This window comes from Methylobacterium sp. 4-46 (assembly GCF_000019365.1).
Classification (GTDB): Bacteria; Pseudomonadota; Alphaproteobacteria; order Rhizobiales; family Beijerinckiaceae; genus Methylobacterium.
Genome location: NC_010511.1, coordinates 922,501 through 948,883 on the forward strand (window position 1 = coordinate 922,501; position 26,383 = coordinate 948,883).

21 protein-coding genes, 1 tRNA gene and 1 riboswitch are annotated in these 26,383 nt (G+C 68.0%); of the genes, 7 read left to right on the top strand and 15 right to left on the bottom strand.

Going from position 1 to position 26,383, the window contains the following annotated elements; genetic code table 11:
* Nucleotide 1 precedes the first annotated feature (1 nt).
* Together M446_RS03920 and M446_RS03925 are read left to right on the top strand one after the other, a co-directional pair.
* Nucleotides 2–205, top strand: coding sequence for a hypothetical protein (locus M446_RS03920; RefSeq protein WP_012330782.1), 204 nt, complete (start codon nt 2–4; stop codon nt 203–205).
* On the top strand, nt 202–1,359 hold the full coding sequence (locus M446_RS03925; RefSeq protein WP_012330783.1) for a tyrosine-type recombinase/integrase: 1,158 nt from the start codon (nt 202–204) through the stop codon (nt 1,357–1,359). The genes M446_RS03920 and M446_RS03925 overlap by 4 nt, the downstream gene beginning before the upstream one ends.
* Nucleotides 1,360–2,060: 701 nt before the next feature.
* Here M446_RS03925 and M446_RS34660 read toward each other — a convergent pair.
* The 10 genes from M446_RS34660 to M446_RS03975 form a co-directional block, all read right to left on the bottom strand.
* On the bottom strand, nt 2,061–2,903 hold the full coding sequence (locus M446_RS34660) for a ParB/RepB/Spo0J family partition protein (RefSeq protein ID WP_012330785.1): 843 nt from the start codon (nt 2,901–2,903) through the stop codon (nt 2,061–2,063).
* Nucleotides 2,903–3,460, bottom strand: a complete 558-nt coding sequence (locus tag M446_RS03935; protein WP_050777463.1) for a hypothetical protein — start codon at nt 3,458–3,460, stop codon at nt 2,903–2,905. The genes M446_RS34660 and M446_RS03935 overlap by 1 nt, the downstream gene beginning before the upstream one ends.
* 317 nt (nt 3,461–3,777) lie before the next feature.
* Nucleotides 3,778–4,335 carry a recombinase family protein gene (locus tag M446_RS03940; RefSeq protein ID WP_012330787.1) on the bottom strand — a complete coding sequence of 186 codons (558 nt, stop codon included), beginning with the start codon at nt 4,333–4,335 and terminating at the stop codon, nt 3,778–3,780.
* Nucleotides 4,336–6,510: 2,175 nt separating this feature from the next.
* Nucleotides 6,511–8,100 carry a DUF6538 domain-containing protein gene (locus tag M446_RS03945; protein WP_012330789.1) on the bottom strand — a complete coding sequence of 530 codons (1,590 nt, stop codon included), beginning with the start codon at nt 8,098–8,100 and terminating at the stop codon, nt 6,511–6,513.
* Nucleotides 8,101–8,187: 87 nt separating this feature from the next.
* A tRNA-Leu gene (locus tag M446_RS03950) sits at nt 8,188–8,272 on the bottom strand.
* A 90-nt stretch (nt 8,273–8,362) separates the two neighbouring features.
* The gene (gene leuC / locus M446_RS03955; RefSeq protein ID WP_012330790.1) at nt 8,363–9,775 is read right to left on the bottom strand and encodes a 3-isopropylmalate dehydratase large subunit; all 1,413 of its coding nucleotides are present in this window, start codon (nt 9,773–9,775) and stop codon (nt 8,363–8,365) included.
* 151 nt (nt 9,776–9,926) lie between these two features.
* On the bottom strand, nt 9,927–10,802 hold the full coding sequence (locus tag M446_RS03960) for a carbohydrate ABC transporter permease (RefSeq protein WP_012330791.1): 876 nt from the start codon (nt 10,800–10,802) through the stop codon (nt 9,927–9,929).
* Between the two features lie 11 nt (nt 10,803–10,813).
* Nucleotides 10,814–11,758 (bottom strand): carbohydrate ABC transporter permease, encoded by a 945-nt coding sequence (locus M446_RS03965; protein WP_012330792.1) that lies wholly within the window; start codon nt 11,756–11,758, stop codon nt 10,814–10,816.
* A gap of 77 nt (nt 11,759–11,835) precedes the next feature.
* Nucleotides 11,836–13,146 (bottom strand): ABC transporter substrate-binding protein, encoded by a 1,311-nt coding sequence (locus M446_RS03970; protein ID WP_012330793.1) that lies wholly within the window; start codon nt 13,144–13,146, stop codon nt 11,836–11,838.
* Nucleotides 13,147–13,223: 77 nt separating this feature from the next.
* Nucleotides 13,224–14,318: an ABC transporter ATP-binding protein gene (locus M446_RS03975; protein WP_012330794.1), complete on the bottom strand. Its 1,095-nt coding sequence runs from the start codon at nt 14,316–14,318 to the stop codon at nt 13,224–13,226.
* A gap of 275 nt (nt 14,319–14,593) precedes the next feature.
* Here M446_RS03975 and M446_RS03980 point away from each other — a divergent pair, with 275 nt between their 5' ends.
* The 3 genes from M446_RS03980 (at nt 14,594) to M446_RS03990 (ending at nt 17,638) form a co-directional block, all read left to right on the top strand.
* Nucleotides 14,594–15,538, top strand: a complete 945-nt coding sequence (locus tag M446_RS03980) for an NAD(P)-dependent oxidoreductase (protein WP_018262605.1) — start codon at nt 14,594–14,596, stop codon at nt 15,536–15,538.
* Nucleotides 15,535–16,362 (top strand): AprI/Inh family metalloprotease inhibitor, encoded by an 828-nt coding sequence (locus M446_RS03985; protein ID WP_012330796.1) that lies wholly within the window; start codon nt 15,535–15,537, stop codon nt 16,360–16,362. Before M446_RS03980 ends, M446_RS03985 begins: the two co-directional genes overlap by 4 nt.
* A 97-nt stretch (nt 16,363–16,459) precedes the next feature.
* Entirely contained in the window at nt 16,460–17,638 is a 1,179-nt protein-coding gene (locus M446_RS03990; protein ID WP_012330797.1) for an iron-containing alcohol dehydrogenase, read from the top strand.
* A gap of 131 nt (nt 17,639–17,769) precedes the next feature.
* Here the strand turns inward: M446_RS03990 and M446_RS03995 are convergent, their stop codons facing one another.
* The 4 genes from M446_RS03995 to M446_RS36735 all read right to left on the bottom strand — a co-directional run bounded on the left by M446_RS03995 (nt 17,770) and on the right by M446_RS36735 (nt 20,851).
* Nucleotides 17,770–19,308 carry a PAS domain S-box protein gene (locus tag M446_RS03995; RefSeq protein WP_012330798.1) on the bottom strand — a complete coding sequence of 513 codons (1,539 nt, stop codon included), beginning with the start codon at nt 19,306–19,308 and terminating at the stop codon, nt 17,770–17,772.
* A gap of 274 nt (nt 19,309–19,582) precedes the next feature.
* Complete coding sequence (locus tag M446_RS37950; RefSeq protein WP_012330799.1) at nt 19,583–19,726, bottom strand: hypothetical protein; 144 nt, start codon at nt 19,724–19,726, stop codon at nt 19,583–19,585.
* 238 nt (nt 19,727–19,964) lie between these two features.
* Complete coding sequence (locus M446_RS04000) at nt 19,965–20,312, bottom strand: hypothetical protein (RefSeq protein ID WP_012330800.1); 348 nt, start codon at nt 20,310–20,312, stop codon at nt 19,965–19,967.
* Nucleotides 20,313–20,374: 62 nt separating this feature from the next.
* Nucleotides 20,375–20,851, bottom strand: a complete 477-nt coding sequence (locus M446_RS36735) for a hypothetical protein (RefSeq protein WP_012330801.1) — start codon at nt 20,849–20,851, stop codon at nt 20,375–20,377.
* Between the two features lie 693 nt (nt 20,852–21,544).
* A riboswitch (cobalamin riboswitch) is annotated at nt 21,545–21,739 on the top strand.
* Nucleotides 21,740–21,951: 212 nt separating this feature from the next.
* On the opposite strand from M446_RS36735, the gene M446_RS04010 reads away from it, so the two are divergent.
* Together M446_RS04010 and M446_RS04015 are read left to right on the top strand one after the other, a co-directional pair.
* A complete protein-coding gene (locus tag M446_RS04010; RefSeq protein ID WP_012330802.1) occupies nt 21,952–24,117 on the top strand; it encodes a TonB-dependent receptor in 2,166 nt (721 codons plus the stop codon).
* A gap of 1 nt (nt 24,118) precedes the next feature.
* Nucleotides 24,119–25,546, top strand: a complete 1,428-nt coding sequence (locus tag M446_RS04015) for a peptidase (RefSeq protein WP_012330803.1) — start codon at nt 24,119–24,121, stop codon at nt 25,544–25,546.
* Nucleotides 25,547–25,583: 37 nt separating this feature from the next.
* Here M446_RS04015 and M446_RS04020 read toward each other — a convergent pair whose 3' ends face one another.
* Nucleotides 25,584–26,354, bottom strand: a complete 771-nt coding sequence (locus M446_RS04020; RefSeq protein ID WP_012330804.1) for an SDR family NAD(P)-dependent oxidoreductase — start codon at nt 26,352–26,354, stop codon at nt 25,584–25,586.
* Nucleotides 26,355–26,383: the final 29 nt, after the last annotated feature.

Sequence of the window (26,383 nt, forward strand, 5' to 3'; positions counted from 1 at the left end):
CATGCCGCGACGGCGCGCCGCTGTGACTCAAGCCGATGTCGCCCGCGCGATCCGGGCAATGCAGGACGCCGGACTGCCAGTGGTTCGCGTGGTGGTGCACGCCGACGGCGTAGCGATCGAGACGGCCCAGGAAGGCGACCCGATGAAACCGGTTGCCCTGCTGGACGACGGCCCCGATGCTGAGAGGGAAGAGATCATCCTGTGATCGCCACCATGCCGCGTCCGCGCCCGCCGCACCTCGTCCGCGAGACCACCCGCCATGGAGGTGTCGTCTGGTACGTGCGGGTCGGGCAGGGCAAGCGGACCCGCATGCGCGAGGCTTATGGCACCGAGGCGTTCTGGCGCGACTACCGCCTCGCCGTTGAGGGCAAGCCCACCGAGGCGCCGAAGGCCGCCGCGACAGGTACGCTGTCCTGGCTCATCGGAAAGTACGTCGAGAGCGCGGAATGGTCGGACCTGAGCGCCGCGACTCGCAAGCAGCGGCACGCTGTTTACCGCGCCATCGAGGAGACTGCCGGCACAAAGCCCGCGAAGCTCGTCGACAAGGCCTCGATCCTCGCCGGGCGAGACCGGCGCCGCGACCGGCCGCATGCGGCCAATAACTTCCTGAAGGCGATGCGCGGCCTGTTCGGCTGGGCCGTCGACCGAGACTACCTGACGATCAATCCGACGCTCGGGGTCAAGTTGCTCACGGGCGACAACGATGATGCGGGCTTCCACGCTTGGACGGAGGAGGAGTTGGCGCGCTTCGAATCACGCTGGCCTATCGGCACCCGCCAACGTCTCGCCTTCGACCTCCTGCTCTACACCGGGCTCCGGCGCGGCGACGCGGTGCGGCTCGGCCGCCAGCACGTGCGCGGGCAGGAGTTCTCGATCCGCACGGAGAAAACCGGCGCGGTGGTGACGCGCCCGGTCCTGCTGCCGCTCGCCCAGTCGATCACCGCGACAAAGACCGGCGGCCTCGCCTTCATCTGCACCGAGCGTGGCACGCCTTTCACGAAGGAGAGCTTCGGGACGTGGTTCAAGAAGGTCTGTCGGGAAGCTGGGGTGCCCGGCTCCTCGCACGGCTTGCGCAAGGCCGGAGCGCGGCGCGCGGCCGAAGCCGGCGCAACCGAGGCACAGCTCAACGCGCTGTTTGGGTGGGCGCCGGGCAGCCGGGAGAGCGCGACCTACACGCGGACGGCGGACAACGCGCGGCTCGCGAGAGAGGCGCCGATCTATGTTCCGGCCGAACGTTCGGACAACAAAAAATCCCGCACCGGTGTCCAAGGTGCGGGATCAATCCCGGAAAAACGAGGAGCATCAACAGCTTGGAAAACTGTTGGTGCCCAGGAGAGGACTATACGCTTAAGCCTCTGAAGCATTGATATGTAAGGGTTTTTCGGCCGCTGCTGGCGAGAACGTTGAACACCTAGGTTGAGCACGGGAAGTGGCGCCAGGCAAGTGGCATAGCGTGAGGGATTGCCTCAGCTTATCGAGCAATCCGCCGATGGATGGCCATCCAGCATCTCGGACCGGGCCGCGACGCCGCGGCAAACCTCAATGACAGCTTGCTTGTCAGCATGCTTCATCAAACTGTTTAGCAGTTGACAAACAAGTTGGATGTTGCCCACCTGGTAAGTCCCTCCCTTGGCAATCGGAATTATGCAATCGATGCTCGCGTTGAATGGGAAGTATGCCCCCTTCTCAGCTCTGCATGTAAGAGGCACACCACTCATAGCGCAACGCCCACCCTGTTCTCTCCATAGTTCTTTCAAATATTCCCTGCTTAACGCCGACCTTGATTTACCCTCAATATTATTGTTCTTATAAAGCAAACGATTGAGATAGAGATCCAGATTACCATCTATCCGTGCATATTGATTGGAGGTACTGCGATTTGGCTCACCTCTACATTTCACACTGCAGAACTTCTGTGAGGTGCGAGCAGAGCTGAACGATGAGCTGCATCTAAGACAAACGTGCTGCGGCAACTATGCCTCCTAATCCTAGAACTGCCTGCCAGGCGAAGAGCAGCTAAGGGTGTACATTCTGCACACCCTAGGGAGTGTACAGGTAGGTCAGAAGTCGGAGTCCTCATCTTCATCATCAGGCTCATCAACGAAGCCAGCAAGCTCCTGATGCAGGTCATTCAGCTTCCGACCGAAGTACGCCGCAAGCGCCATCGCAGCAATCTCAGGGTTCGTGGACAGTTTGTTGCCGAACTCTTTCTGAAGCCTGTCTGCGTACTGGTCCGCCTGAGCCTGCTTCCATTCTTCAATCGCCTCATTGGACATGATGGCTGCACTTTCGCCCTTAGAGACGTTGAACGCTTGCCACCAGAGAGGATGGTCGGCTGCATCAGCACCCAACTGCCTCTTGACCTTCCGCATGGTAGCGACCTGAGAAGACGAAACACCAGCAGCAGCTGCTGTATCCGCCTTGCTATAAAGACCCATCAGAACAAGACGCCATGCATAGTTCTGACGCTCTAGAGAGGTCATGGGGAGTTTGGCCCTGGAGTTGGCCTTACCGCTCTCAAGGACAGCCTCATCCAGGGTGCCACCGAAGTACCTTACTGGGATACCTGATGTCTTCTCAGCAATTCTATACGCCTCATAACGGTGATGACCATCGATGAGGTATATGTCACCTCCGACACGGATGACAGTCAGAGGCTCAAGCACGTCGAACAATTTGATAGCTCGTACCAAATCGCTGATGTGCTTCTCACTGGTGCCACGCTGTTGAAAGAGGTCAGGCTCTAGCTTGATGCCATCCAGCGGAAGTTCTGATGGCATCGCCTTAGGCATCACCTCAGCAGCAGCCTTCTCCTTCAACTTCTTCAGAAGGATGGCAGCCTCAAGCTCCCGAACAGGTTCAGACGGGCTCACGGTGGCGTGCTCTGCCATTGCCTCACTCATCACCGCAGTTCCTCAAGGGACTTGTAGAAGTCTTGACGAGCGCTCTCCCGCTCCTGTCTGTCCTTCTCCTCAAGTCTCGCCATATGCGTCCCTGCGCCCCCGAAGGCCTCTGCAAGCCACTGCCCCATCACAACGATGGCCCGTGGCGGCACCTCCCTATAGACGCGCTTCATCGTCCCGCTCTCGTCATCCCAGTAGGTCCCAACGTTCATGTCCGTGAGGCCTCGAACCCTCCTGACAAGCTGCGCCCGGAAGCCAGCGTCAGACCGGAACCGTCTAGGCTCCGCCTCCAGCAGGAGGAACATGGCCAGAGCCGTCTCAACGACCGCCTTGGGCTCCACATCGGCCGCCAGCTTCAGCACCTCCTGCGCAGCCCGCCTCTCGAAGGCGTAGCCCACCTGCCCCCGGTGGTAGCCGTCCACGATGCCCTGAGCGTGGCTGACGATGGTGGCCCAGCGTGCCTCCAGTTGGCCCCACAAGGGGCTCTCCTTGTTCTTCTCGACACGAGCCCTCACGAGGCGCCTGTACGAGCCCAGGACGGCCTCCGTAACGCCCACCTGGTCAACCGCGCCATGCCTGCGTAGACGCGCCTTATGGGCCTTGCAGTAAAGACTGAACCGTGACGCAGCCGGGGATGAACAACCCGGTGCGCGGCATACCCTCGACATCCGCACTCCTGAGATTAGTGACCGTACCATGAGAGACAGTGAGAGAATAATAACAGGCATGTGAGGCTTATTAGAGGCTTCCAAGCGACCAATACCTCTTATTATCTTGCCACAGCATGACGCCAATCATTGAAAAGGCCTGATGTGTCGTTCTCAGGCGTCGGAGAGCCGCGTCCATCTTCCATCTGGCGGACTCAAAGCCGCCATCACGCAGCTTTCGGGTTCAACGCCCGGTGCACTGACATGCGGCTGATGCCGAGTTCCTTGGCGATGGCAGACGGGCCCATTCCGGTGGCGTGAAGCTCTCTGACCTTCTCAGCAGGCACCGATGTAGGGCGCCCCTTGCCGGCATAGACCCCAGCAGCCTTGGCTTTGGCAATGCCCTCAAGCTGCCGCTCCCTGCGAAGGTTCGTCTCAAACTCCGCGAAGACCCCGAGCATCTGAAGGAAGCACCGTCCCGCAGCCGTGGACGTGTCGATGGGCTGCTCAGTGGCCCTCAGAGCCACGCCCTTGGCCTCAAGCTGGCGGACGATGGCTGCGAGGTCAGCGATGGACCGTGCCAGCCGGTCGATGCGAGTGACCACGATGGCATCCCCCTTCCGGGCGAATTCCATCAGGGTCTGAAGCTCAGTCCTGCCCTCCGTGCTGGTGCCTGACCGCTTCTCGGAGCGGATGACCTCACACCCTGCGGCCCTCAGGGCTTCCTCCTGGAGGCTGAGGTCTTGGTCGGTGGTGCTGACACGGGCGTAACCGTAGACGGCCATCGAAGTGCGTCTTGTCTCATAACGGTCTAGACCATGCGACAGTGCTGTACCAAAACCTGGAAGTCAACCCTTATATGACGCCATCGGGTGTAACAGAGCTGTGTACCTCAGCGGTAAACCCTTCTGGTACGACGAAGCGGCTAGGAAGCAGGGAGCCGGACCCTACTCAGCAGCCTGCCTCAGCGTGGGGGGCGTGCTGTCTCTCAATCTCCGCCCGAACGCACTGGACGCAGCCTATCAGGCGACGTTGCTCGACCATCAAATCTCGGCCCTTACTGCGAAGCTCCTGCGCCTCCCTGCATAGCTCTCGGGCTTCACGGATGACACAAGCGGCACGGAAGTGGAGATCTTCATCAGGCATGGCTCTGTGGATGAGGCGATGACATCGTTGCCTCAATCACCTGTGTTGATGGCGCACGGTGATGCAGTCCACCCCTGGCGACATCGGGAGACCCCCACGGGGGACTTCAGGCCAACGCTCGTCTGTCGACGCCGTCTCAGGTATCTGCCACGAACATTTGGGCCCTCTGCCTTCACCGCTCGCTTGCTTGGGGGGGGGGGCGGGTAGCCGGGACCTCTGAACGGCCGTCTACGGTCAACCCTGGCGGATTTAAAGGGCCATCTAGTGTTGGGGGTGCCTACTCTCCCCCATTAGATGCTCTGTTATAGCCATCATCAACTCAGATGACTTAATCTCCTCGATTAAGCGTCTGAGTTCGGCCAGCTCCTCAGGAGACGCTGGGAGGGACATAGTGCCTGCCATCTCGGCTATCAGTTTAGCTCGAAGTATCTATCGGCTGATAGCTTCCTTCACATCAGCATCTACAGGCCCTTGCTCATGTAAGATGTCCCAGTAGATCGCCATCAGATCTATGAGTCGGCGAGCGAGATGCGTGAGTTTAGATGGGGTGAGATGCATCGTGAGCTTAATTGCGCCGCTTGAAGGTTAAACCCAGACCCGCAATGCGAGTCGGCCTAGATATGGCAGATAGCTACTCTGGTTCAACAACACGCTTAACAGTAACTTGCGGTCAAGCTTCTGGAGAGGCTGCTCAGCCATTGCTTAAACGCCCTGGCCTGCTGCTCCCTGAAGCCCTTCGGCAGCTCGCTCAGGGTCTCCCGCTCCACGACAGCCATCATCAGGTGGCCGCCCTTGCCGGTAGGAATGAGGCTGTAGCCCCAAGCGTGCTCGCTGAGGGCTTTCTGGCGGCGATGCCGAGCTGTGTCAGGGTGCCAGCCGATAGCCTCGCCAGCGTCCTGTTCGATTATAGCCAGAGGTGGCCCTGAGCGGCCACTGAGCGGACCCTGAAGGACTTCCTGAGCCCCTCGCTTCCCTCGGTAGCCATCCTTCTCTCGTTACGTGCTGAGGCTTATGCGAACGGGACGCCTCGCGCATGAGGACAGCAGGGTGAAAGGAGGCCGCCCTTGAGGAGCGGCCTGAAGTTGAGGATGGGGTTGGGGGAACCCCCGAAGGGTCCTGCCGCGCTGCGGTCGCGACGCGGAGGAGCATCCACACCGTGTCATGCTGCGGGATGCTCCACTTGACCCGATGGGACTCCGCCTACATCAGCCGGTCCTGCTAGAGCGGGTGGGTTCTTGTCGTCGCATACTGAGACATTGCGAATGGGTTGGCTACGCACGCCATCAGGGCGCCCGACCTAGGCATCGTATTGTGGCCGAGACCCACTCCAGTCTGGCCAAGTCTCCACGTTCGCGCTACCGCACGCTTTGCATCGTAGATGCCGGGCGACGTCCCTCACAGGCATAGTCGCAGGCCACCGGTCGAGCGGCATGGAGATGCTGTGGCCACATTTCATACAGTCAAGCCAGACACCGCACGCTTCAGTCTGGCGGGCCTGTTCGACTGTGAACCAAGTTTGATTGTTCATCATTCCTCTGTGGGCATCATCAGACTCAACGTGGTGGGGCACGGCTGGTTCGAGTGTACGATTGGTTTGAAAGGTACGGCAGAGTACCCCGTGAGGACCAGACATTCTAGCCGGGCATCCATGCGTCTGCATTAAGACAAATCAATCCGCGCTGCCGGTACTCGCGGCAGAGACCCTTCAAAGGTCCGCTATGCCGCTGTCAGCGTCCATTCGTCGAGAGCATATCGGGTGGCTCTTCAGAGTCGGAAGCGGTCCTTGCGAACGTCAAGCTTGCTGAGCTCACGCCCTAACACTTCGGAATAGGGATACGGGACAGAGCTTCGTGCATCGTCGCCAGCGTCACCGTGCCATAAGCCTTCGCTACGCTCCCGGGTGCGTGTCCAACGATGGCATCTGCCACGCTGTCTTCAATCCTGGCCGCCCGCGCCAGTGTCTTGAAGCGGTGCCTCCAGGCATGCGAAGGGTCCTTCCGATGTGCCCGACCGACCTTTAAGCCAAGCTTCTGCACCCAGTCTGCCACGTTCTTCGCAACAATCTTGTGTGAAGGTTTCTTGGCGTCCGCCCTGCGCCTCACCGGGTTGTAGAACAGATGCCCCTTCTTGCCTTTCACAAACTCCAGGAACCCTGTATCAAGTACCTCAGGGTGGAGTGGAATGACACGCTCCGAGTTGAGGTTCTTCAACGACCCGGCCTCTGCCGTAATGCGTAGGGCAGGAATGCCATCCTGAACTATGACGTCCTCTGCACGAAGCTGTGCCATCTCCCCCACGCGAGCACCTGATGCTGCGCAGAGCAGAGGCAGCCATCGGTAGGCGGGTCGCGTCTCTTTCGCAGCGGCGTCAAGGATTGCGGCAGCTTCAGTGTCATCGAAGCCGAGCATCCTCTCACCGGCCTGCTTCTTGTAACGCACGGCCACCCCGGTCGCGGGATTGGATGCGACCCGGACGTTCTCGACGCCCCATGTGAAGGCCGCACGCACCGCCGCGAGCTTGCTGTCATTTATCGTCTTCGGTGAGCCTCCTGTCGCTACCAGCGCATCCTTCCAGGCCACCACGTCGGCCTTCGTCACCTGCCCAGCGTCATTCTTACCTACAAAGGCCAGGAACGCCTCACAGTGCTTCCGCCACTGGTCGACCGTGGCTTGCGAAGGCTTTCGCTCGTTCGCCCACCCGTCAAACAGGTCGAGAAGGCTGATACCCTTGGCCGCGATTGAGGGCGCGATGAACTCCGGAAAGCGGTCCGCATCGGGATCGGGCCTGTAATCACCTCCCGCACGCTTCATCAAGGTTAGGCTTGCCTGACGGAGAGCCCCTAGGACCTCATGGTTGAGTCTAACTCTGCTTTCAGCATCGATGACGAGGCCGTGTTTAGCGAGAACCATATCCGAGAAGCCGCCAACCCGCTCCTCGATACTCCTCGTGCGCTTCTCGCCATCGGAGAGGGTCATTAGGGCTGAGCGGCCATACTGGCCAAACTCGGCACGGAGGTTATCAACCTCAACCCGAAGCCACCGCTCAGATGGCCCAGGATCGTCTTCCAGGGACTTTGTCCAGGCAGCGTAGACCTCACCAGCCAAGGCAAGCGTGTGCTTGTGTGTGAGCCTCTTTGGCCCTTCCCGGACCGAACGCCAGACCGCCTCCAAGTAGGCTACCGCGCGGGCTTGCCGCTCCTTGGCCTCCCCGGGGTCACGGGTGCGCAACGACGTACGAACGTCCTTGGCCTTCTCCGAGATGACGATGTTCGCCACCTCCTCCCCTACTGGGATGGAGAGCCTCATACCGCGCACCTTCGCGGCCACGTCCGCCGGGATACGCTGAACCAGTTGGTGGAAGGAGGAACCTGAACGCCTCATGGGGCGGGCCATCTGAACGGGCATTGTTGAGCACACCTGTTGAACAGCCAGGTGCCAGCCAACCCATTCAAATCAAGATGCTTTTGAGGCGTCAACCACTTAAGGAGTGGTTGGTGCCCAGGAGAGGACTCGAACCTCCACGGCTTGCACCACTGGTACCTGAAACCAGCGCGTCTACCAATTCCGCCACCTGGGCCCGAGGCGCCAGCGGCGCCGCGGTGGGGATCGTTTAGTGGGCGGCGGGCTCACCGTCAACGGGGGAAACGCGAGCCCGCCGCGCAAAGCGTCACGCGGAGCGCGGCCACTCGCGGATGTCCACGAAATGGCCCGCCACCGCCGCCGCCGCCGCCATCGCGGGCGACACCAGGTGCGTGCGGCCCTTGTGACCCTGCCGGCCCTCGAAGTTGCGGTTCGAGGTCGAGGCGCAGCGCTCGTGCGGCTTCAGCCGGTCGGCATTCATGCCCAGGCACATCGAGCAGCCCGGCTCGCGCCAGTCGAAGCCCGCCTCGATCAGGATCCGGGCGATGCCCTCCTGCTCGGCCTGCTGCTTCACCAGACCCGAGCCCGGCACCACCATGGCGCTCACGCCCGGGTGGACCTTGCGGCCCTCCACCATCCGCGCCACCACGCGCAGATCCTCGATCCGCCCGTTGGTGCAGGAGCCGATGAACACCTTGTCGAGGCCGATCTCGGTGATCCGCTGCCCCGGCGCGAGGCCCATATAGGCCAGGGCCTGCTCCTTCGAGCGGCGGATGGTCTCGTCGGCGATCGCCGCCGGGTCCGGCACCCGCCCCTGCACCGAGACCACGTCCTCCGGGCTCGTGCCCCAGGTCACGATCGGCGGCAGATTCGCCGCGTCGAGCCGCACCTCGCGGTCGAAGAAAGCGCCCTCGTCGCTGGCGAGGCTCTCCCAATAGGCGCGGGCCCGGTCGAAGGCCGCGCCCTTGGGCGCCTTCGGACGGTCCTTCACGTACGCGAAGGTGGTCTCGTCCGGCGCCACCATGCCGGCCCGGGCGCCGCCCTCCACCGACATGTTGCAGATCGTCATCCGGCCCTCCATCGACAGGCTCCGGATCGCCTCCCCGGCATATTCCAGCACGTGGCCGGTGCCGCCCGCGGTCCCGATCTCGCCGATGATCGCCAGGATGATGTCCTTGGCGGTGACGCCGGCCGGCAGGCGGCCGTCCACCGTCACCCGCATGTTCTTGGCCTTCTTCTGCACCAGCGTCTGGGTGGCGAGCACGTGCTCCACCTCCGAGGTGCCGATGCCGTGCGCCAGCGCCCCGAAGGCGCCGTGCGTCGAGGTGTGCGAGTCCCCGCACACGATGGTCTGGCCGGGCAGCGTGAAGCCCTGCTCGGGGCCGATGATGTGCACGATGCCCTGGCGCCGGTCCAGCGCGTCGTAATACTCGATCCCGAACTCGCGCACGTTGGCGGCGAGCGCCTCGATCTGGGTGCGGCTCTCCGGGTCCTCGATGCCGAGGCTGCGGTCCGAGGTCTGCACGTTGTGATCGACGACCGCGAGCGTCTTCTCCGGGTGGTGCACCCGGCGGCCGGCCAGCCGAAGCCCCTCGAAGGCCTGGGGCGAGGTCACCTCGTGCACGAGGTGGCGGTCGATGTAGAGGAGGCAGGTGCCGTCCGGCTGACGATCGACGACGTGGTCGTCCCAGATCTTGTCGTAGAGGGTGCGCGGGGCCATGGCGGTGGGATGCCTTGTCAGGTTTTCTTGGCGGACCGGCCCTGAGAGCAGCGGTCGACCCGCGATGTAATACGCTCATCCGCGAGGCGAAAGGGCCCGCGGCGCCTCACCGGTGCGCGCGGGCCGCGGGCCCGCGCGGATCCGGCCGCCGCTACTCCTTCACGGCCCCGGTCATGGCCGAGACGTAGTGCTCGACGAAGAACGAGTAGAGGATCACGAGGGGCAGCGAGCCGACCAGCGCGCCGGCCATCAGCGAGCCCCAGCGGTAGATGTCCCCGTCCACGAACTCGCTCACCACCGCCACCGGCACGGTCTTGTTCGGCGTCGAGGACAGGAAGGTCAGTGCGTAGATGAACTCGTTCCAGCACAAGGTCAGCGAGAAGATCCCGGCCGAGATCAGACCCGGAACCGCCAGCGGCAGGATGATCCGGGTCAGGATCTGCCAGCGCCCGGCCCCGTCGATGAGGGCGCATTCCTCCAGCTCGTAGGGGATGGTCTTGAAGTAGCCCATCAGCAGCCAGGTCGAGAACGGGATCAGGATGGTCGGGTAGACCAGGATCAGCGCCAGGGGCGAGTCGAACAGCCCGTAGGCCTGGATGATCGTCGCGAGCGGGATGAACAGGATCGAGGGCGGCACCAGGTAGGCGAGGAAGATCGCCGCGCCCACGAAGGCCGCGCCCCGGTAGCGGATGCGCACGATCGCGTAGGCGGCGAGCACGCTCGCGAACAGCGACAGCAGCGTGGCCGCCACCGAGACCAGCATCGTGTTCCAGAGCCACAGCGGGTACTTGGTCTCGAACAGGAGCTTGCTGATGTGCTTGAGCGTCGGGGAGACCACGAAGAACGGGTTGTAGGTCTCCATATCGATGAGCTGGTCGTCCGGCTTGATGGCGGTCAGCGCCATCCAGTAGAACGGGAAGAGCAGCACCACCAGGATGATCCCGAGCGGCAGGTAGAGGGTCACGAGACGGCGCGGGAGCGTCTCGAGATAGGCCATGCCCTCGGAATGGTCGGCGACCTGGGCCATCGGGACTCTCCTCAACCGGATTGCCACTTGCGGTTCTGGAGTCCGAACCACGAGATCAGGATCGCGACGAGCAGGAACGGCACCATCGCGGTGGCGATCGCCGCCCCCTCGCCGAGGCTGCCCGACAGGATGCCGCGCTGGTAGGACAGGGTCGCCATCAGGTGGGTCGCGTTCACCGGCCCGCCGCGCGTCATGGCCCAGATCAGCTGGAAGTCCGTGAAGGTGAACAGGACCGAGAAGGTCATCACCACGGCGATGATCGGGGTCAGCAGCGGGAAGGTGATGTGGCGGAAGTTCTGCCAGGGCGTGGCGCCGTCGATCGTCGCCGCCTCGTACAGCGAGGGCGACACGGTCTGCAGGCCCGCCAGCAGGGTGATCGCGATGAAGGGCACGCCGCGCCAGATGTTGGCGAAGATCACGCAGGCCCGGGCCCAGGTCGGGTCGCCCAGGAAGTCGATGTTGCGGTCGAGCAGCCCGAGATGGCGCAGCGACCACGAGATGATCGAGAACTGGCTGTCGAAGATCCACCAGAAGGCCAGCGCCGACAGCACGGTCGGCACCACGAAGGGGATCAGCACGATCGAGCGGATCAGGGCCTTGAAGGGCAGGCGCTTGTTGAGCAGGAGCGCGAGGTAGAGGCCGATGCCGAACTTCGCCACCGAGGCGATGGCCGTGTAGAGCAGCGTGTTGAAGACCGAGAGCCAGAAGACGCTGTCGTCCCACAGCCACTCGTAGTTCTCCAGGCCGACGAACTCCCCGCCCCGGCCGATCCGCGTGTCGGTGAAGGAGAGCCAGATGCCCTTCACCAGCGGGTAGGCCAGGAACAGGAGCAGGATCAGGGCCGCCGGCAGCATGAACCAGAAGCCGAGCCAGCCGCGGCTGGTGCGCAGCCGGTTCCAGGCGGAGGTGCCCTGCCGGGCTTTTGCGACCGGACGGTCGAGGGCGAGGTCGGCCATGGGGCCTCCAGCGACGGCGGGACCAACGGGCCGCGCCGGCTCCCCGCCGCGGGGAGCCGGCGCGGCGATTCAACGCCTCACGCCGACCGGAAGATGCGCTGGGCCTGCCGCTCCGCCGTGCGGATGGCGCCCTTCACGTCCTCGCGGCCGGTGCAGTAGGAGGCGAACATGTCGACGATGACGAAGTCGGCGAGCACGGCCGCCACCTTCTCGCTCACCGGGGCGAGGCCGCCCGCCGCCAGCGTCCGGGTCGAGGCCTCGCCGAAGACCTTGTTCTTCGGGTCCGAGGTCCAGATCGGGTTGTTGGCGTAGGCCTTCAGCGGGTGGCAGAGGTAGCCCTGCGCCGCCTGCAGCCACGCATTGTAGTTCTGCGCCTCCAGCGCGAAGGCCATGAAGGCTTTGCAGGCGTTCGGGGCCTTCGTGTAGGTGTAGGCCAGGATCGGGAAGGCGAGCTGGAACTCGGTCGGCTTGCCGGACTTGCCGACCGGGTAGACCGCGTGGTCCATGTCCTCGGCGATGTCCTTGCGCTCGGTCTTGGCTGCGGCGTAGATCGAGATGCCGTTATTGGTCAGGTAGAGCTCGCCGGACAGGAACGCCTTGTTGTTCGAGGAATCGTTCCACGAGACCGTCCCGGGGATGAAGGTCTCGTAGAGGCTCTTGACGTATTCGAGCGCCTTGGCGGTCTCCGGCGAGTTGATGATGATCTTCTCGTTGGCGTCGACCAGGTAGGCGTCGTGCGACCACAGCGCCCAGTGGATCCAGGAATTGGCGTCGCCGGTGGCGTGGCCGAGGGCGAAGCCGGACGGCGTGTTGTTCTTCTTGAGCGCGCGGCAGAGTTCGAGGAAGCCGCCGAGATCCTCCGGGAACTTGCTGAACCCGGCCTTCTGCATGGCCGCGATCCGGTAGTTGAGGTAGCCGCCGTTGAAGGCCATCGGGATGGCGATCCACTTGCCCTTCACCTTGCCGTAGGCCTCGGCGGCGGGCAGCCAGCCGCCGTACTTCTTGCCGAGGTAGTCGGCGACGTCGCCGACCTCGAGGCATTTCGACGGGAACAGAGCCGGGAAGGAGTAGAGGCCCCAGACCATGTCGGGGCCCTGGCCGGTATTGGCGGCGACCGAGGCCTTCGGCTGGATGTCGTCGAAGGACTCGCTCGTGACGCTCACCGGCACGCCCGTCGCCTTGGTGAAGGCGTCGACGAGGCGCATGAAGGCCTCGTCCTCCGAGGGGATGAAGCGCTTCCAGCGCAGGAGCTTCAGCGAGGCGCCGGGCTCGGGCTTCCACTGGCTCTCCTGGGCCCAGGCCCTGGCGAAGCCGTCGAGGCAAGCGGCCCCGGACAGGCCGAGCGCGGCGCCCGCCTTGAGGATCTGACGGCGGTCGAAGAACGTCATGTGGCGCAACTCCCGAAATGTGGCGGGGGCTCGCGGCCCCTCTTGGAAGCGGAGCGCCGGGCCGGACGGCCCGGCGCTCAGTGCAGGCGACGGCCGGTCTCGGCGTCGAACAGGTGGACGAGGGCCGGGTCGGCCGTGATCGCGATCCGCTCGCCGGGGCGGGCGGCGATGCGCTCGCGGAAGACGCAGGCCATGTCGCGCCCGACCTCCTTGACCACGTCGGTGCCCGCGGCCGCGCCGGGCGGGCGCACCAGGACCAGCGTCTCGGAGCCGGTGGGCTCGACCACCGCCACCTCGACCGGCACCCCGTCCGGGCTCAGGGCGACGTGCTCGGGGCGCAGGCCGTAGATCGCCCGCATGCCCTCGGCCGGCCGGGCGCCGCGGGTCGGCAGCGGCAGGGTGAGGCCGCCCTCGGTGCGGAAGCTCGCCCCCGTCACCGTCCCGTTCAGGAAGTTCATCGCCGGCGAGCCGATGAAGCCGGCCACGAACAGGTTGTCGGGCCGGTCGTAGAGGTCGAGCGGCGCGCCGATCTGCTCGACGTTGCCGTCGTGCATCACCACGATCTTGTCGGCCATGGTCATGGCCTCGATCTGGTCGTGGGTGACGTAGACCGTGGTGGTGCGCAGGCGCTGGTGCAGTTCCTTGATCTCGGCCCGCATGGCGACGCGCAGCTTGGCGTCGAGGTTCGAGAGCGGCTCGTCGAACAGGAACACCTGCGGATCGCGCACGATCGCCCGGCCCATGGCGACGCGCTGGCGCTGCCCGCCCGAGAGCTGGCGCGGGTAGCGGTCGAGGAGCTTCTCAAGCCCGAGGATCGCGGCGGCGCGGTTGACCCGCGCGGCGGTCTCGTCCCTGGGCGCCTTCCGCAGCTTGAGCGAGAAGGCCATGTTGTCCCGCACCGTCATGTGCGGGTAGAGCGCGTAGTTCTGGAACACCATGGCGATGTCCCGCTCCTTCGGGGGCACCGCGTTGACGACCCGCGATCCGATCCGGATCTCGCCCGCCGTGATGTTCTCCAGCCCCGCGATCATGCGCAGCAGGGTCGACTTCCCGCAGCCCGACGGGCCGACCAGGATGACGAATTCCCCGTCCTGGATGTCGATCGAGACGCCGTGCAGGATCGGCGTGGTGCCGAAGGATTTCTGGACGTTCCTGATCTCAAGTCCGGCCATCGCCTCGTCCCTCCCGGTCAGGCCCCGGCCCGGGCGGGCCGGCGGGACTGCGCGGAGCGGCAGCGCTGCCACAGACGGGCGACGGATGCGTGACGACGCGGCGCGTCGAGCCTCATGAGCGTTCCTTCCCGGGATCGGGGCGGCTTGCCGCCTCTCGTCGTTCGGGGCCATCATCGGCACCTGAGGGCGCGAGATCAAGCGCCCCCGGCCTGCACCCATCGTCGGATGCGGGTCCGTGCCCGCGGGAGAGACGCTTGAAGTCCACAGAACTCCTGATGCTGCGGCCGATGATGCCGCTCGTGACCGAGTCCCTGGAGCGGCTCTTCACCCTGCACCGGGCCGGGCCGGGAGCGGACCCGGACCGGCTGATCGCGCAGGTCGGCCCCCGGGTGCGGGGCCTCGCGGTAAGCGGCGTGCGGGTGGACGACGCGCTCCTCGACCGCCTGCCGGCGCTGGAGATCGTGGCGAATTTCGGCGTCGGCTACGACACGATCGACGCGGCCGCCTGCGGGCGCCGGGGCGTCGTGGTGACGAACACGCCCGACGTGCTCACCGACGAGGTGGCGGACCTCGCGGTCGGCCTGCTCCTCGCCACATTGCGCCAGATCCCGCAGGTCGACCGCTACCTGCGCGAAGGCAAGTGGCTGGAGAAGCCCTACCCGCTCACCGGGACGCTGCGCGGGCGCCACGTCGGCATCCTGGGACTCGGGCGGATCGGCCGGGCCATCGCGCACCGGCTCGAAGCGTTCGGGGTGACGCTCGCCTATCACGGCCGGCGCCCGCAGGAGGACGTGCCCTACGCCTACCACCCCACGCTGATGGACCTCGCCGAGGCGGTGGACGTGCTGATCGTGGTCGCGCCGGGCGGGCCGGAGACGCGCAACATCGTCGACGCCGCGGTGCTGGCGGCGCTCGGGCCGGAGGGCATCCTGATCAACGTCGCCCGCGGCAGCCTCGTGGACGAGGAGGCGCTGATCGCGGCCCTGAAGAACCGCACCATCCTCAGCGCGGGCCTCGACGTCTTCGCGGACGAGCCGCGGGTGCCCGCCGAGCTGATCGCGCAGGAGCACGCGGTGCTGCTGCCGCATGTCGGCTCGGCCTCGGTCCACACCCGCACGGCCATGGGCCAGCTCTGCGTGGATAACCTCGTGTCGTGGTTTTCGGGCAAGGGGCCGCTCACGCCCGTGGTCGAGACGCCCTGGCCGCGGACCGCGCCGTGAGGCCGAGGCCCGTCCGGGCCCCCGCGGGCCTTCGGGCCCCGGCGGGCCTTCGGGCCCCCGCGGGCCTTCTGGCGGCGGCGGGGCTCGCGACCCTGGCGGGGCTCAGCCTCGCCGCGGCGGCGCTCGCCGATCCGGCCCGGCCGCGCAGCGACGCGGAGGCGCTGGGCGGCTGGGCCCTCTCGCTCAACGGCAGCCACCGGCGCTGCATCGTGACGCTGACGGACGAGGCCGCGCCGGGCGGCCACGCCCTGCGCTTTCCGGCGGGCTGCCGGCGGGCGCTTCCGGTGCTGGGCGGCCTGTCGGCCTGGCGGCTGGAGGACGGGGCGCTGCGCCTCGTCGGGCCGGATGCCAGGAAGCTCGACTTCGCCCTGCGCGAGACGCCCGGTGCCCTGAAGGCGGAGGTCGGCCCGGCCGAGATCTACGCGCTCGAGCCCGAGGGGCCGCGGGCCGCGCCGGCCCCGGCGGCGGTGACGCAGGCCGCCCTCGCGCCCGCTCCGGCGAAGCCCTCCGATCCCGCGCCGCCCGAGGCGGCCGCGCTGCCGCCCGAGGCGGCGGCGCTGGCGGGCACCTATGCCCTCGACCGCGCGCCCGGGACGGAGACCTGCCGGCTCGCCCTCGATCCCGGGATCGTGCGGGTGCTGGAGGGCTGCCGCGACCTCGGCCTGACGGTGTTCGATCCCGTCTCCTGGCGCTACGAATCGGGGCGGCTCACCCTGGTGGCGCGGCGCGGCCACGCGGTGGCGCTGGTGCCCGCGGGCGATGGGATGTGGCGGCGCGAGCCGCAGGTCGGCACGGCCTTCGTGCTGCGCCGGGTCTCCCCTTGAGGCCGGCCGCGCGGGGCGGGATCGGCCCCCGGGCGGGTGCGCGAACCGCTCCCCGGCGCAGTGTCCCCCACCGCCCTTCGCTCCGATGAGGACCATCATGAGGCCCTTCACCTTCCAGACCAGCCCCAACATCCTGTTCGAGCCGGGCGCCGCCGCGAAGCTGCCGGAGATCGTGCGCGGCTTCGGGGCGCGGCGCGTGCTCCTCGTCACGGATCGCGGCGTGCGCGGGGCGGGGCTGACGCAGGGCGCGGAGGCCGCCCTGCGCGGGGCGGGCCTCGCCCTCGCCGTCTACGACGACGTGGCGGCCGATCCGCCCGCGATCCTGGTCGAGGCCGGGGCGGCGCGGGCGCGGGCCGAGGGCACGGACCTCGTCCTCGCCATCGGCGGCGGCTCGGCCCTCGACACGGCCAAGCTCGTCGCCTACCTCGCCCGCAGCGACGAGCCCCTTGAGAGCCTTTACGGGGTCGGCCTCGCGCAGGGGCAGCGCCTGCCGCTCATCCTGGTCCCGACCACGGCCGGCACCGGCTCCGAGGTCACCCCGATCGCGATCGTCACGACGCCGGGCGACGAGAAGAAGGGCGTCGTCTCCCCCCGCCTCCTGCCCGACTGGGCCGTCCTCGACCCCGACCTCACCCTCGGGCTGCCCGCCGCGGTCACGGCCGCGACCGGCATCGACGCGATGGTCCACGCCATCGAGGCCTATACCAGCCGCCAGCGCAAGAACCCGCTCTCGGACCAGCTCGCCCGGCAGGCCCTGGCGCTGCTCTCGGCCCATATCCGCACGGCCTGCCGGGAGGGGGCGGACCGCGAGGCGCGCGGCGCCATGCTGCTCGGCTCGATGCTCGCCGGGATGGCCTTCGCGAATGCGCCGGTCGCGGCCGTGCACGCCCTCGCCTACCCAATCGGCGCCCTGTTCCACGTGCCGCACGGCCTGTCGAACGCCCTCGTGCTGATGGGCGTGATGCGCTTCAACCTCCCGCACGCGCAGACCCTCTACGCCGAACTCGCGCCGATCCTCGACCCCGCGGCGGCCGGCCTGCCGGTCCAGGAGGCGGCCGCGCGCTTCGTGGCGAGCCTGGCGGCGATCTGCCGGGATTGCGGCGTGCCCGCCTCGCTCGCCGCCGTCGGCATCGGCGAGGGCGACCTCGACCGCCTCGCCGCCGACGCGATGAAGCAGACCCGGCTGCTCGTGAACAACCCCCGGGAGGTGACCCTCGCGCAGGCCCGCGCGATCTACGCCGAGGCCCTCGGCGCCGAGGGCCGCGCCGGGGCGTGATCCGGGCTCCGCTTGATCGAAGCGGATCCCAAGCCTGCGCGGCGCCTGAGCGACGCCGACATCCGCAATGCCGAAATGGGAGATGGCGAAGCAATCAACGGATGTTGGATGAGGCGGGGTCCGGCGCCGGCTCAGGGCCCCCATCGCAGGTGCGCCACCGGCGCCACGAGGCGCCAGGACAGGCCCTCGGGCGCGAAGCGCAGGTCGACCTCGGCCTCCAGGCTCTGGCGGGCCATCGCGTCGATGACCCGGTGGCCGAAGCCCTTGCGGACGGGCGGGCGCACCGGCGGACCCTCGGCCTCCTGCCAGGCGAGGTCGAGCCGCGCCCCGGGGGCCGGATGCCCGGCGATGCGCCACGTCACCGCGAGGCGGCCCTTCTCCGTCGACAGCGCCCCGTACTTGCAGGCATTCGTCGCCAGTTCGTGCAGGACGAGGCCCAGGGTCTGCGTGGCGCTGCGGTTGAGGGGAAGCTCCGGCCCCTCGATGCGGATGCGCGGATCGGGCATGGCCACGAAGGAGGCGAGCTGGCGGCTCACCAGGAGGCCTAGGGGCGTGCCCGAGCCCTCGTGCTCGACGAGCAGGCTCTGCGAGGCGGCGAGGCCGGACAGCCGCTCGGTCAGGGCGTCCTGGAAGGCCGCCACGCTGGGGGCGCTCGCCCCCGTCTGGCGGATCAGCGACTGCACGACCGTGAACAGGTTCTTGGCCCGGTGGCTGAGCTCGCTGAGGGCGAAGGTGAGCTGCTCCTCCGCGCGCTTGCGCCGCTCGATGTCGGACATGACCGAGACGTAGCCGGCCGGGCGGCCGGCGGCGTCGCGGCGCAGGGTGACGCTCAGTTCGGCCCAGACCAGCCGGCCCGCCCGCGTCACGAACCGCTTCTCCAGCGTGGAGCGGTCGATCTCGCCGTCGCGCAGGCGCCGCAGCTGCGCGAGATCGGCCGCGAGGTCGGGCGGATGCGTCAGTTCCTGGACGGTGAGGCAGGCGAGGTCCTCGGCCGAGTAGCCGAGGAAGGCGCACAGGCAGGGATTCACCCGCAGGAAGCGGCCGTCGAGCCCGACCAGGGCCACCCCCACCGCCACGTTCTCGAAGGTCAAGCGGAACTGCGCCTCGCTCTCGCGCAGGGCCGCCTCGACCCGTCGCAGCTCGGTGACGTCGATGTTGAGGCCGACGATGCGCTCCGGCCGGCCCTGGGCGTCGGTCAGCACCCGGGCGCGGTCCGCGATCCAGCGGGTGTCCCCGCCCGGCCGCACGATCCGGAAGGCGTGCGACACCGGCTCGCCCTCACGGATCGCCCGCTCCGCCACCGCCCGCGCCGCCGCCCTGTCGTCCGGGTGGATGCTGGCGAGCCACGTGTCGAGGCTGGGCTGGCGCTGCGAGGGCGTCCAGCCGTAGAGCGCGTAGGTCGAGGGCGACCACGTCAGCACGCCCCGCTCAAGGTCGAACTGGTAGGCCGCGACCCCGCCGGTCTCCTGGGCGAGCTGCATCCAGGCCTGCGCGACCCTGAGCTCGTCCTCGGCTTCCCGCCGCCGGGCATTGTCCTGGAGCAGGAGCTCGACGAGGGCCGGGTGACCGCCCTCGCCCAGGGTGTCGACGCGCTCGCGCAGGAGGCTCATCTCGGCCTCGATCTGCGCGAGGCGCTCGCCGAGGGTGGCCGACGCCGTCTCCTGCCCCATCCGCCCCTCCGTCCTCGCCGCCGGCCTCCGGCAGCGACGCGGAGCCCGCGGCCCGGGGCGTCGGACCGGCAGGGGCGCGATGCCGCGCCCCCCGCCGCTGAGGCAGCGCAGGTCTGCCTGCCGGCTGTCCTTCGCCGCCGATTCCGTCTTTGATCGGTAATAGAGCGAGAAACGGGGCGCGGAGCAAGTCTATCGGGGTTGCAACTTGGTCAGCCAACAACACGCCTACGTCGTGTGGAGCCGCGGCTGCGCGGGTGACGGGTGCGCCGCGGCCTCAGACCACCAGCCGGACCAGGATCTCGGTCGCCAGGGATCCGACGATGGCGAGGCCGAGCGCCGTCATGCTGGCGAGATCGGCCGCCCGAGCTCCCGCGGGACGGAGCGCGGCGGCGGGCAGGGTCATGGCGTGGGCGTTCATCGGCGTTCCTCGCGGGCGGAGCGGGCCGGAAGCGGCACCGGCTGCGCCAGCCTCGGGCGTTTCGCCCGCCGCGGCCTTGATCCGGATCAAGGCCGCGGCGGGCGACCGATCCAGCGGCCCGGCACGCGGGCAGCCACGGGACGATGCAAGGCGACCGAGAGCGCACGCCGCATCACGGTGCGCTGCCGACATGCTTGCCGGTTCGGTTCAGAAAACACGGCGAAACCATCAATCTCGATCAGGATTCGATCACAACGTGACCGGATGCTGTTTTCGCATCATCGGCAGCATCACGTTCGTTCGGCCAATGAAAGACTTTGCCCGACGCAGAAAATCTTCTCATGACGCCACGAAGCACCTTGAGATCGGTCGCCGGATCGTGACCGAACCAGATGCTGTCGGGCTCCGACCGAAACAGATCGACGCCGTACAGGCTGATCTGCGCGACGTTGCAGGCTTCCAGCAGAAGAACGAGACGCGTCCCGGTGAGGAGCAGTTCGAAATCCGTCAGCCCCGTCAGATCTCGCGGGCCGACCGGCATCGAGAACAGGACGGACATCTCTTCGGCGGAGAGGTAGGCGTGCATCCCGTCGAACACCGTCGTCGAGGATGGCGCGACCAGGAGATCCTGCAGCCGTCCGGCGCGCCTCAGCCAAAGATAGGCACACAGGTGACGTGGAAGGGCGACACCGCCCAGAAGGCGACGCCGTCGCGGACCAGCGACGCGAACGCGCCGTTAGCATGCACGGCGCCCGCCTCGTCGCGGGCGACCACGTGAGCCGGCAGGCCCGCCCACAAGGTGGTCCTGACCCCATCACCGTCAGGGTCCCTTCGCCAGTGTCTCATCCCGGTGATGCGGATGACCTGATCATGGGCATCGATCTCGGCGCCGCTCGCATCGACCCTTCCGTTGCCGACGACGGCGATCCTCTGCCCTTCAAGGTCGGTGCGCAACCCGCACGAGAGATTGGACGGCAAAACTCTCGTGTTGTAATCGTATATTCCGTCCTCGGAGATCTCATGTTCCTCAAAAAATTTGACGCCGAACGATCTTTCATAGGCAGACTTGCCGATTTCGATTGGATTTCTGCTGCCGAGATTTGTGAAACCAACTCCCGTCATCATCTGCACCCCTCTGGCGGACGTCCGGACCGGAACCCGCACTCACCCCGCCCATGTCTCCGATCGCCATTGTCTTGGATTTATTCGTGATAAATCCCACAAAAGACCAGCACTGAAAGGTCTCCGTCTGCCACAATGGAGCATAACGTGCGTGTCCTCGGCAGAAACAGTCAGCATTCACCGCCATATTTGTTGTATCAATGCTTTTGCAATCCGCTTCATACTTTCAGAGAGATCGAATAAGTGGTATTTATTACATAATGACGATCATGTATCTATCTTTTATAGTCACATTATTTAATAAAAATTTGCATCACAGGCGTTTATTTTGTCATTTTTCGTCACCCTCTAGTCAAGCGAGCGAAGATGACGAATCTCTTCAACTTCTACTTACCTTACAGGATGTACGGCGGATAAGCAATACCATCTAGCACGAGCCAGGATCGTGAGGGCGGATTGACGGCGAGGTACGACACGAGGGGCCGCCGAGCCGGCGCGCGGCGCCGATGAGTCGAGTGATCCCGGGCATCCCGCCCCGGTCGTGCGGGAAGTGCCCGCCGGACCGCCCCGGCAAGATCGATGGCCCGCGCGCCGCGGGGATGGCGGCCGCCCTCGGCGGCCGTCGCACCGCCTTGAGGCGGGGATCCGCGGCCCGGGCCGGCCACCGTCGCCTCCTTGCGCCGGGCGTGGCCGGAGCCTAGCCTATCGCTCGACGGTGCCCTCCGGGGCCTAACAGGGAACGCGGTGAGGGCTCGCGCCCGAATCCGCGGCTGCCCCCGCAACTGTGAGCGGCGAGCCCTCCATCACCACGTCACTGGGGTCATGCCCGGGAAGACGATGGGGGGCGGCGACCCGCGAGCCAGGAGACCTGCCGTCGACCGTGGTCACACGCGAACACGCCGGGCGGGGTGTCCTGGCGGGTGCCGGAGCGGGCGCGAGGCGGCCGCGCGGCGTCGTTCGCGGTGACGTGCCACATCGTCGCCCGCCCCGCCTTGCCTGCGCCCCTCCCTCCGAGCCATCCCCCGCCACGGCGCCCGAGCGGCCCGGGGCGGGCCGTGCTTGAAGGAGCAAATGTAACGTTAAAACTTACGAAAGCCGCAGCCATGGTGACGGACGGGTCCGACGCCATCCCGGACACCGCCATGATCGTGCCCCGCGCCACCGCCCGCTCCGTCCTCGCCCTCCTCCTCGCGGCCCCGGCCGGGGCCGAGGAGATCCCCCTCGACGCGATCGAGGTCGCCGGCCGGCGCCCGGGCGAGTCCGGCCTGTCCCTCACGGCGCCGGCCCGCACGGGCAGCCGGCTCGACCTGACGCCCCTGCAGGTGCCCGCGAGCCTCGACGTCGTCGCGGGCGAGACGATCCGGGCGCGGGGCCAGACCAGCGTCGCGGACGCGGTCACGCAGAACGCCACCGGCATCACCAGCCTGGCCGCGCCCGGCAACGGCAACCTGTCCTTCGCCAGCCGGGGCTTCGCCGGCGCGGGCTCGGTGCAGCAGCTCCACGACGGCACGCGGCTCTATGTCGGGGCCGGCACCGTCACGTTCCCGTTCGATCCGTGGTCGGCGGAGCGGATCGAGGTGCTGCGCGGCCCCGCCTCGGTGCTCTACGGAGAGGGCGCGATCGGCGGCGTCATCAACGTGGTGCCCAAGCGCCCGGTCCTCGCGCCCCTCGGCGAGGCCCGGGCCGCCCTCGGCCCGGACGGCACCGCGCGGCTCGCGCTCGATTCGGGCGGGCCTCTCGGCGAGGCGGCCGCCTACCGGCTCGCGCTCAGCGGCAACCGCTCCGACGGCTTCGTCCGCCCGGACGGGGATCTGCGCAATCTCGCGCTCTCGGCCTCGCTGACGCGGCGGGTCGCGCCCGACCTCAGCGTCACGCTCTCGCAGGATCTCGGCGCCAGCGAGCCCAGCCGCTCCTGGGGCTCGCCGCTGATCGGCGGCCGCGTCCCGGCGCGGATCCGCTTCGTCAACTACAACGTCCAGGATTCGCGCATCGCCTGGCTCGACAGCTGGACGCAGGTCAAGGCCGAGTGGACGCCGCGCCCGGATTTCGCGGTCCGCAGCACCGCCTACCGGCTCTCCGCCGAGCGGCACTGGCGCGACGTCGAGCAGTACCGCTACGATCCGGCGACCGGGCGGGTCGTCCGCTCCGACTACATCGAGATCCTCCACCACCAGGAGCAGGTCGGGGCCCGCCTCGACGCGACCCTGCGCGGCAGCCTGTTCGGCCTGCCCCACGCGGTCGCGGTCGGCTTCGAGGTGAACCGCGTCGCCTTCGACCGCGACAGCAACACGCCCTTCGGCGGCGAGAGCACGGTCGACCTCCTGCGCCCGGTGCCCGGCGCCTTCCTCAATCTCGCGGGCACGCGCCGGGACATCGTCTCGCGCCTGAACCAAGCCGCGGTCTTCGCCGAGAGCCGTCTCGAAGTCTCGCCGCAGCTCGCCCTGGTCACCGGCCTGCGCTTCGATTCCCCCACCGTCGCGGTGGCGCGCCCGCTCGCCGCCGCCGCCTTCACGAGGACGTTCGACTCCCTCGGGACCCGGATCGGCGTCGTCTACGATCCGGTGCCCGGCCTCGCCCTCTACGCGCACTACGCGACCGCGGCCGATCCGCTCGGGAGCCTGCTGACCACCAGCGTCGCGCAGTCGCAATTCACCCTGGCGACGGGCGAGCAGGTCGAGGCCGGCGCCAAAGGGCTGTTCACCGAGGGCCTGTTCGCCGAGGGCCGGGGCGAGTGGACCCTCGCCGCCTACGCGATCACCAAGGACAACCTGCTGGTCCCCGATCCCGACCGCCCGACCCTCTCGCGGCAGGTCGGCCGGCAATCCTCGCGGGGGATGGAGGTGGCCCTGTCCTTCGCCCTCGACGAGCGCTGGCGCATCGACGCAAACCTCGCGCTGCTCCAGGCCCGCTACGACCGCTTCGCCCAGGCGGCGGGCGGGCGCGTCACCTCCTTCGCCGGCAACGTGCCGGTCGACGTGCCCGAGCGCGTGGCCAATCTCTGGATCGCCCACGCCTTCGCGCCGGGCTGGACCGCGCGGCTCGGCCTCAACGCGGTCGGGCCGGTGTTCGGCGACTTCGCCAACGCGGTGCGGCGGCCCGGCTACGCCCTCCTCCATGCGGGCCTCGACTGGCAGGTGACGCCGGATTCCCGCCTGTCCCTGCGCGCCACCAACCTCACCGACCGGATCTACGCCGTCTCGGGCAACGCGAATTCCTGGCTGCTCGGCCCGCCGCGCGCGGTCGAACTCGCCTACCGGGTGACGTTCTGACGTGGCCCCGCGCAAGCGCCTGACGCGCTGGCTCCATCTCGGCCATCGCTGGCTCGGCATCGCGGCCGGGCTGTTCGTGGCGACGTGGCTCCTGTCGGGGCCGGTGATGCTCTTCGTCGGCTTCCCGGCCCTGACCGAGGCCGAGCGGCTCGCGGCCCTGCCGCCCCTCGCCGTCGAGGCGGTGCGGCTCGGGCCGCAGGAGGCGCTGGCGCGCGCGGGGCTGACCGCCTTCCCGGAGCGCGTCACCCTGACCATGCGGGGCGCGGTCCCGGTCTACCGGCTGGGCCTGCCGGACGGGAGCATCCGGGCGCTCTCCGCCGTCACCGGCGAGCCGGTGGCGCCGCTCACCGCCGAGGCCGCCCTCGCCCTCGCCCGCCGCCACCCGGCGGCCGGCGCGGTGCGCGATCTCGGGCGCGTCCGGCGCGACCAATGGACCGTGACGGCGCGCTACGACGCCCTGCGGCCCTTCCGGCGCGTCGCCCTCGGGGACGCGGCCGGGACCGAGCTCTACCTCTCCGAGGCGACCGGGGAACTCGCCCTCGACACGACCCGCCGCGAGCGGGTCTGGAACTGGCTCGGGGCGGTGCCGCACTGGCTCTATCTCACGCCCCTGCGGGCGCGGGCCGCCCTCTGGCGGGGGGCGGTGCTGTGGGTGTCGGGGCTCGCGCTCGCCGCGATGGCGAGCGGCTGGGCGATCGGCCTCCTGCGCCTGCGCCGCGGCCGGCCCACGCCCTATGGCGGCTGGCGGGCGTGGCACCACCTCGCGGGCGTGGCGGGCGGGCTCGCGCTCACGAGCTTCCTGCTCAGCGGCTGGCTGTCGGTGAACCCGAACCGCTGGTTCGGCCCCCGCATGCCCGACGCGGCGGCGCTCGCGCGCTACGCCGGCCCGGCGGCGGGTTTCCCGATCGCCCGCGAGGCGCTCGCCGCCGCGCCGCCCGGCACGGTCGAGCTGCGCTTCGGCTTCCTCGGCGGGGCGCCCCGGATCCTCGCGGCCGGCCCGGCCGGCGTGCGGCCCTGCTGCGGCACCGCCGTGAGCGAGGAGGCGATCCGGGCGGCGGCGCGCCACCTCGTGCCGGGGGCCGGCCTCGCGGCCGTGGAGCGGGTCGCGGCGCCCGACGCCTACTGGTCCGACCGCGGCGGGGCGCCGCGCCTGCCGGTGCTGCGCCTCGTTCTCGACGATCCCGCGGAGACCTGGATCCACGCGGACCCGGCGACCGGCGAGATCCTGGGGCGGCTCGACCGGAGCGGCCGGGCGCAGCGCTGGCTCTTCGACGCCCTGCACACGCTCGATGTCGGGCCGCTGCTGCGCCACCCCCCGCTCCGCCGGGGCGTGATCGCGGCGCTCTGCGGGCTCGGCCTGATCGTGGCGACGAGCGGCGTCGTGCTCGGCGGGCGCCGCCTGAGGGCCGTTTGGCGGCGGCGGGCCTGACGGCCCCGCGGGCCCGCCGGGAGGCGGCGCCCGCCCCTCAGCCCCGCTTCACCGCGAAGGGCGAGAAGGCCTGCATCACCGGCATCATCTGCATCCGGTTGATGTTGAGGTGGCGCGGCAGGGTGCAGGACCAGAAGATCGTCTCGGCGATGTCCTCGGCCGACATCGCCGCCACGCCCTCGTAGGTCTTGGCCGCCTTGGCGGCGTCGCCCTGGAAGCGCACCAGCGAGAACTCGGTCTCGGCCATGCCCGGCTCGATGTTGGTCACCCGCACGTTGCTGCCGAGGAGATCGGCCCGCAGATTGAGGGCGAATTGCTTCACGAAGGCCTTGGTGGCGCCGTAGACGTTGCCGCCCGGATAGGGGTAGTCGCCCGCCACCGAGCCCAGCAGCACCACGTGCCCCTCGTCCCGCGCCACCATGCCGGGCAGGAGCGCGCGGACCGTGTAGGCGAGGCCGTTGACGTTGGTGGCGATCATCCGGTCCCAATCGTCGAGGTCGGCCTCCTGGGCGGGCGCGAGGCCGAGGGCGAGGCCCGCATTGGCGATGCAGACGTTCGGCGCGTCGAACCCGGCCGGCAGGGACTCGACCGCGGCGAGGACCGCGGCGCGGTCCGTGACGTCGAGTTCGAGCACGTGCAGCCGCTCGCCGAGTTCGGCCCTGAGCGCGTCGAGCCGGTCGCGGCGGCGGCCGGAGCCGATCACCCGCGCCCCCGCCTCCGCGAAGCGCCGGCAGAGGGCGGCGCCGAACCCGGCGGTCGCGCCGGTGACGAAGACGGTGAGGGTCTGAGGGTCCAGCATCGGGATCATCGCGGCGCGCTCCGGCTCTCTCGCCCGGC